The organism is Syntrophorhabdaceae bacterium, from assembly GCA_028713955.1.
Lineage (GTDB): Bacteria > Desulfobacterota > Syntrophorhabdia > Syntrophorhabdales > Syntrophorhabdaceae > UBA5609.
The window spans coordinates 1-7,671 of the sequence record JAQTNJ010000149.1 but is presented as its reverse complement, the minus strand read 5'-3'; the positions used below and the strand labels follow the sequence as shown (position 1 = coordinate 7,671).

Sequence of the window (7,671 nt, the reverse complement as noted above, 5' to 3'; positions counted from 1 at the left end):
GATCGGGAGGTCGCCTTTCCCGAGAAAAAGATGGCTCCTGTGAGACCCGTGGTCACTGAGATGAATATTTTTTAACCTGCCGGTTTTGAAGACCCGTAAGAAACCCGCTATGATATCATCGCCGAATGTCCCGAAGTGGGTAGTGTCAAAGGTGAAATAGAGGTTCCTCTCCACACCGAAGTCGACGAGGTCTTTCAGATCGTTCAGGATATAGGAGGTAAGCATCAACCTTGTCCCGGACCTGGGCATATTTTCTATAGCGAGAAAGACGTCATCACATCCCAGCTCTTTCTGAAAGTCCTTTATCTCCCTGAACCATTTAAAAAACTGGACCTCCATGGCAAACCACGAAGGCGGGTGAAAGTTTACTACCTTCGCACCGACGGTGCGCGCGATATCTATCGTCCGGGCAAGTATATCAGCCTTGGTTCCCCATGTCCTCATCTTCATAAAAGGGGCATGGATAGAATAAACAGGGAGGATATCAAGGCAGTGCTGCACCCTCTCAAGATAACCGTCACTATCAAATTTCGTATCTATTAATAGATCGCAGCCGTCGAAACCTGCTTCCTTCGCGTAAAAAAAGATGTTCTCAATAGGCAGATGAAAGAGGCATCCTGTTGAAAAAAGGATCTTCATACAATTATGATATTCTCATCGTTATCGGTAAGTACCCTGTAATGTCCTTTCTCCATGATGATCGTATTTTCAACGCCGCAGGCGCCTTTCCGCGGGAAGACCATCTTCGGCTCGATCGCGAAGACCATCCCTTCTTCAATGGGGTAATCATGGTTTGCGGTAATGAATGGGAGTTCCGCCAGCTCTATTCCTATACCGTGGGCGAGGAACCGGACCTTGTGGGGCTTGAAGCCAAGGTAGACGTCACCGTAACCCAACCTGTCCGCAAGCTCTTTCGAATATTCGAAGAGTTCTCTGCTTGTTAATCCTTCAAGGGTCTTATCGAGCACCCTGTAATGTATCTCCCTGCATGCATCGTAGGCCCTTGAAAACAGGTCCGGCATCTTCCCTATAGCATACATCCTTGTCTGATCAACCTGGTAGCCGTGATAACAGATACCGAAATCTATGAGGACCGGCTCATCCCTCTTTATCTTCTTCATACTCGCGCCAACCGGGAAGGCAGGAGATAGCCCGAGGCCGCCCATCGGTGAATCGGACTGGCTTACAATACTCCCTGTGCGTCCGCTCAGGACATGCCAGGTATAGGCCTCATAATTAAGTGAACGTACCCGTAAAAGGCCCTCGTGCCCCATGGCCTTTGCGTGGGCCTCAAGCATGCCGCCCAGCTCAATCTCTGTCATTCCTTCGCGCAGGAGCTCCGGTACCAGGGCGTAAACCCTCTTCTGGATCTCCGCGGCCTTTTCCATGAGCGCAATCTCGAAGGGTGATTTGAACTTACGCACCTCCCTGGTAAGCGGAGATGCATTGACAAACTCTACATCACCAAAAAGCCCTTTGAATTTCATCACATCGTTGTATGGTATGACATCGAGCTGCATCCCTATCCGTTTCATTGGTTTAATGTGGTCCAGGATATCCTTCATGGAACGCATCGGCAGTATCCGCTCAATGGGGGACTCTCTGCGCGCCCTTGATATCTCCCTTTTAACGAACAGGATGGGCTTGTCGTCAAGGGGCACGTAGAGGAGTGAATCCTGCATTGTACCGGAGAGGTAATAGTAATCGATCTTGTAATGAAAAAAGGCCCCGTCAATAGAGGCCTTTTCCATCAATACCTTTACCTTCTCAATCCTGCTGTCGATCTCTTCTTTCGGTGCGTACTGCATGATTCCTGACTACTTGTCTTTCCAGACCGGCTTTCTCTTTTCCATGAAGGCACTGATTCCTTCCCTGGCGTCATCCGTGGCCATACAGCCCTGCAAATAAATGATCTCGGAGGCCTTGAGCGCCTGGAGAAAATCCAGGCTCAGCCCTGCCCTGATCGCCTTTTTCGTCCACATCGCCACCGGCCTGCTCTTGTTCAGATAGTCCGCAAGATACTTCTCCACTTCTGTCTGAAAACCCTCAACAGGCAATACAACGGTCACGAGCCCTATGGCCTGGGCCTCTTTGGCGTTGATGATCTTGCCGGTCAAAAGAAGTTCGTAAGTCTTCTGGAGACCGATGATCTTCGGAAACCACGCTGCTGCCACAGGGGGGTAAACCCCGACGGCAATCTCAGGCTGTCCGATCCGTGCCTTCTCTGATGCAATGACGATATCGCAGAAGGACATGAGCTCACAGCCACCCCCGAGGGAACGACCGTTCACTACTGCCACGGTTGTCACGTCCATTTCAGTCATAAGGCGGAACATCCCGTGGAAGACCTCGATCATCTCGTTGACCTTGTCGGCCGTATGGTCAGCCACGTCAACGCCGTCACAGAATGCCTTCTCGCCGGCATGATCGAAAACGAGGAGCTGTACGGTGGGGTCTTTTTTTATCTCCGCAAGCACCTGGTTGATCTCCTTCATCATAACGATCGTCAGCCAGTTCGACGGCGGGACGTTCAATGTGATCTTTGCAACCTTGTCCTTTTTTTCATAGAGAATATGTTGAAATGCCATGGTATTTCTCCTTTCCTTTTACAACAAATACGCTATGCGCATAGCGCCAAGCGCCTTGCAATAAAAAAAGGGGGGCATAAAACCCCCCTATGGGTTCTTGTTGCTTTACTTCGCCTGCGGTTTGCCAAAGATCTTTTCGAAGTATGCTTCGTCGTTCAATGCGCCCTCTGCAATGAGCTGGCGGTTCTTGATGAAGTCGATGGTGTCCGTTCCGGTGATCTTCTTCGTGTTGAACGCGCCGAAACCGGCAAATGCCTCGCCCATCATATTTACTGCCAGCCAGTACCTGTGATCGTTCTTCATCGCATCCCAGAATGATTTCTTTTTCTGCCTGACACCGTCAATTGATTTCATCAAGCATCCGGGGAAGAGGTTCGCGAAGATCCAGACGACCCTGTCGACCTCTGCATCGAGGAGTGAGAAATCGTATTTGTTGTTTTTCAGTTGATCATTAACCCATGCCCTGGCATCTTTAGCTTCCTGGCCTGTCTTGGGCTCGCCGTAGACGATCTCGCCATCTTTTACAAAGGCGTCGGTGATAACCTGCGGGTTGCGTACCCAGTTGCCCTTGTCGTCTTTCAGGACGGGGATAGCCTTGGAGATGAGGTTTTTGGCCTTCATCTTGTATGCTGACCACATCTCACAGCTTACACAGCTCCACATCGCATCCTCTGCTGTAAGGAACCAGGGGAGGAAATCAGAGGAGCCGCCCACAGGGGCTGAACCGTGACGGGGACCTGCCTGGCCGAAGATTGCGAGGTCAGATGAAATGGCAAGGTCACAGGCAAGGCCGATCTCCTGGCCGCCGGCCACTCTCATGCCGTTCACCCGGCAGATAACCGGCTTTTTGCACATAAGGATCGAGTCGACCATGTTGTTAAAAAGTTCCATATACCAGCCGTATTCTTCCGGACGCATGCTGTAATACTCTGAATACTCTTTCGTGTTGCCGCCTGTGCAGAAGGCGTTCGGGCCTGTTCCGGTAAAAACCGTTGCCACTACTTCGCGGTCTGTTGAAGAATTCTCAAAACCTGCGATAACACCCTTTACCATCTCTGTGGTATAGGAGTTGTACTGTGCAGGGTTGTTAAGTCTGATCCATGCAACATAAAGACCCGGCACTACATTGCCCTTAGGATCCTTCAGGGGTCTCTTTTCGTACACTGTGGAGGGAGCTTCTGTGCCCCACCACTGCGCACCATGTCTGTCATGATTTTTTAATCCGCCTTCTCTTGGCATCCATTCTAATCCCATATGTTTCCTCCTCTAAGGTATTTTATTTAAAAATCGGGTTTCAGGACAACCCGTTTTTCAGGCGAACCTGCTTTATGTATCTCGTCAAATGTTGCCGCTATGGTGCTCATAGGCCTTACTTCGACGAAGGGGTCGATCACGATCTTCTTGGAGAGAACCATGTCGAGCACTATCGGATAGTATTCAGGCAGGCAACCCCATGTTCCGATTATCTCGGCATCAAAGGCCATCAGCTTGGAGAACATATACTCGCTCTTTGCCATTCCGAATCCGACAAGGATCAATTTTCCTACAAATGAAAGCAGGTCGAGTGCCAGTTCCTGTCCCGCCTTAGTCCCTGTTACCTCAAAGATCTTCCAGCCTGTATTGGCAAGGCCTTTGGATTTTACGAAGTTTCTCCACTCGCCGACGACGTCCTTGTTCGTCTTGTCGAGGGTGCTGATCACGTGGTCACAACCATAGCTGAGCGCCCTTTCGAGCTTCTTCGGATTCCTTGCAATGCCGATAACGGTCTTTGCGCCGAGCGCCTTCACGGTCTGCGCCATGTAGACACCGACCCCACCGGTTGCACCGATGACAATCACGTTATCGCCAGGCTGCAGATCAGCCCTTTTTGCTGCCTGGTACGGGGTGGTTACCGCATCCGCGACAACTGACAACTGTTCGAGTGCATACCCTTTTCTGTCAGACACAAGACAAAGGTCAACGGTAGGAACGGGGATATGGCTTGAAAAACCGCCGTAGACGCCGATTGAGTTGCCGGGCATCTTCTGGGCAAGACATCTGTTGCCTCTTCCTGTTTTGCAGAGGATACACTTTCTGCAGGGCATAACCGCGGGAATGATCACTTCCTTGCCGATCCATGCGGGATCGCCGGCTACTACCACACCGCTGATCTCATGGCCGAGGGCCAGAGGCGGTTTACTGACCGTCGGAACGCCGTCATAGAAATATCCAAGGTCGGTATGGCATACACCACACCCTGCGACCTCTACGAGAACCTCGTCCTCTCTCAGTTCAGGAACGGGAATCTCTGCCATAGCAAGCTTTCCGGGTGTAGTCTCTTTTGTTTCTCTGTTAAAAACTGTCGGTTGAACCATCTGCCACTGTTTTATTACCTTCGGTACATCAGCCATTACAACACCTCCTTATATATTTGAAATGAAAAGAGTATCACCTCCTCTATCCTTTACGTCATACCATAACCGCCGTCTACGCACAAAAGCTGCCCTGTTACGTAGCGTGAGTCGTCTGATGCAAAAAATACAAAGGCCGGTGCTACATCTTCCGGTTCAGCATATCTGCCGAGGAGAATCCTGCGTACATAGATCTCTTTCAGTTTCTCGTCTGTGGATATCTTCTCTGTCATGTCTGTCGTAACGATACCAAGGGAGATAACATTTGCCGTAACGTTGAACTTCGCGAGCTCCCGCGCCATGGATTTTGTCATTGACACGATGCCTCCCTTTGCGGCGCTGTAGTTGATCTGTCCGATGGTCCCGACAATGCCCGCAACAGAGGTAACATTAATGATCCGCCCATAATTCTGTTCCATGAAATACTTTGAGGCTGCTTTAACGGTCAGCCAGGGGCCTCTCATCTGGACATTGACGACCTCATCCCATACTTCAACGGACATCTTGTGGAGCATCGCGGGTTTTGAAATGCCTGCATTGTTCGCTATGATGTGGATTGAACCAAAGTTCTGTACACAGGCCTCGACGATCTTCCGGGCGTCGGCTTCCTGTCCGACATCGCCTTTCACTGCCACGGCCTTCCTCCCCATATTCTGGATCATTTCCACTACTTCATTGGCGGCCTTTTCATTTCCTGCGTAGTTAACAATAACATTTGCCCCTTCCTGAGCATAAGCCAGACTGATCGCTCTTCCTACACCCCTTCCACCGCCTGTAACTACAGCATTTTTTCCCTCTAATTTCATGACGGCCCCTCTCCTTTTTTGAATTTGTGAAAATTTTAATTAAGACTTATATTATATGTTAAAAAGAATCTATGTCAAGACAAAAAGCATAGTTATTAAGGACTTTTTGCATATCCTTACGGTCCTGCTTTTCCCTAAGTTTTATATTGCAAATTTTTCACAGATATTCCATCATTGAAGAAGCGAAAAAAGCTTTCTGCAGACTGCGAGAAGAATCAGGTTAAGGTTGAGGTTAAGGTTGAGGAGAAACAGGATTTTTTAAACTTAGCCTCAGCCTCAACCTTGACCTGATTTTTTTGCTGATTGCTGACAGCTGAAAGCTTATTTTAAACAGGAGGTTACGGATGGAGGTTGTATTAGAAACATACAAGGATGATATCTACACGATCACCCTCAACAGACCGGAAAAGAAGAACGCCATGGACTATGACCTGCTCCATGGTCTCTATGGGGCATTAAAGAATGCCGATGGTCAGAAGGCGCCGCTCGTTGTGATACGCGGGTCCGGGAAGGCATTCTGCTCCGGCGGCGATATTATTGCCTTCAAAGAGGCCCCGGACACCGAGGCCTTGATCGACGCCGAGGCCGGTATACTTCATGAAAGCATCAGGCTCATCAGAAATATCAATGCCATCGTCATCGCGGTCATAGAAGGGGTAGCTGTCGGGGCAGGTGTCGGCCTCACACTGGCATGTGACCTTTCCATTGCAACCAGGAATACGATAATGAACATGGGCTACAGACGGATCGGGCTTACACCTGACGGAGGCGGCAGCATATTCCTCTCCAGGCTTGTAGGGGCGAAAAGGTTCAACGAACTCTATCTCTTTTCGCGGAATATTGCTATGGCAGAGGCAAAAGAGCTCGGACTTGTCAACGTCGTCTGTGAAGAAGAAGAACTGGAGGCAAAGCTCGCGGAGATGATCAAGGGCCTGAAAGCCCTTCCGATGGAGACAATAGGCTGTTTTAAAGACCTCGTAAACCACTCGCTTTTTCACGGACTGGACATACATCTCGACAAAGAAAGGTTCTATGTGTCGCAACTGGGCGGTAAAGAGCTGTTCAAACAGAGACTGGAGGAGTTCTTCAAAAAGAGGTAGGGCGCGGGTACATTGCAAGAAGAATCAGGCTAAGGTTGAGGTTGAGGAGAACAAGAATTTACTTAACCTTAGCCTGCTTTTTGCTGATGGCTGTTAGCTGATAGCTGCCGTAAGGGGCGATTTCGTCAAACCGGGACAGACTGCAAGCCCCGGTAATTTACAAGGAGGGTTCACATGGACTTAGTCGGAAGGGTCAAGGAGATCATTTTTAAACCAAAAGATGCATGGGAACAGATCAAGGGAGAGGAAACAACGATCAAAGACCTGTATATATCGTATGCAGCTATCCTCGCGATCATTCCACCTGTTGCCACCTTCATCGGATGGTCTATCGTCGGCATGTCCTTCATGGGTTTCAGCTACAGGATACCGTTTATGAGCGGTATCAGTTATGCTGTCTTCCATTACATACTATCCCTTGCCGGCCTTTATCTTGTGGCATTCATCATCGATATACTGGCACCAAATTTTGGTTCCCGAAAGAACATGGTCAATGCCATGAAGGTTGCCGTCTATGCAAACACCCCGAACTGGGTTGCGAGCGTCCTCTTTATCATTCCCGCCCTTTCACCCATTGTTATGATCGCCTCGCTGTATTCTCTCTACCTCTTCTACCTTGGTCTTCCTGTCCTCATGGAGACCCCGAAAGAGAAAACCGTTGGGTATATTATTGTTATCATTATCGTGAGCATCATCGTCTTTTACCTGACCGGGACAATCGCCCGCATCGTTATACCCGGCAGGGGAATGATGATACCGTAACGACACAGCAAAACCCGTGAGGCGT

General features: G+C 49.5%; 8 protein-coding genes. 2 read left to right on the top strand and 6 right to left on the bottom strand.

All coding sequences use genetic code 11. The annotated features are described in order from the left end of the window. From PHU49_11920 to PHU49_11895, 6 genes are all read right to left on the bottom strand, one after another. The coding region (locus PHU49_11920) for a sugar phosphate isomerase/epimerase (GenBank protein MDD5244713.1) at positions 1-639 on the bottom strand (639 nt) is incomplete at its 3' end. Next, positions 636-1,808 carry a Xaa-Pro peptidase family protein gene (locus tag PHU49_11915; protein MDD5244712.1) on the bottom strand — a complete coding sequence of 391 codons (1,173 nt, stop codon included), beginning with the start codon at positions 1,806-1,808 and terminating at the stop codon, positions 636-638. The genes PHU49_11920 and PHU49_11915, both read right to left, overlap by 4 nt. A gap of 9 nt (positions 1,809-1,817) precedes the next feature. After that, complete coding sequence (locus PHU49_11910) at positions 1,818-2,588, bottom strand: enoyl-CoA hydratase/isomerase family protein (GenBank protein MDD5244711.1); 771 nt, start codon at positions 2,586-2,588, stop codon at positions 1,818-1,820. A gap of 105 nt (positions 2,589-2,693) precedes the next feature. Next, on the bottom strand, positions 2,694-3,842 hold the full coding sequence (gene oah / locus PHU49_11905; protein ID MDD5244710.1) for a 6-oxocyclohex-1-ene-1-carbonyl-CoA hydratase: 1,149 nt from the start codon (positions 3,840-3,842) through the stop codon (positions 2,694-2,696). Positions 3,843-3,868: 26 nt separating this feature from the next. Then, positions 3,869-4,978, bottom strand: coding sequence for a 6-hydroxycyclohex-1-ene-1-carbonyl-CoA dehydrogenase (gene had / locus PHU49_11900; protein ID MDD5244709.1), 1,110 nt, complete (start codon positions 4,976-4,978; stop codon positions 3,869-3,871). A 53-nt stretch (positions 4,979-5,031) separates the two neighbouring features. Continuing rightward, positions 5,032-5,784, bottom strand: a complete 753-nt coding sequence (locus PHU49_11895) for a 3-oxoacyl-ACP reductase FabG (protein ID MDD5244708.1) — start codon at positions 5,782-5,784, stop codon at positions 5,032-5,034. Positions 5,785-6,128: 344 nt separating this feature from the next. Between PHU49_11895 and PHU49_11890 the strand changes: the two genes are divergently transcribed. Next, positions 6,129-6,884: an enoyl-CoA hydratase/isomerase family protein gene (locus PHU49_11890; GenBank protein ID MDD5244707.1), complete on the top strand. Its 756-nt coding sequence runs from the start codon at positions 6,129-6,131 to the stop codon at positions 6,882-6,884. Positions 6,885-7,058: 174 nt separating this feature from the next. Then, positions 7,059-7,646 carry a Yip1 family protein gene (locus PHU49_11885; GenBank protein MDD5244706.1) on the top strand — a complete coding sequence of 196 codons (588 nt, stop codon included), beginning with the start codon at positions 7,059-7,061 and terminating at the stop codon, positions 7,644-7,646. Positions 7,647-7,671 lie beyond the last annotated feature (25 nt).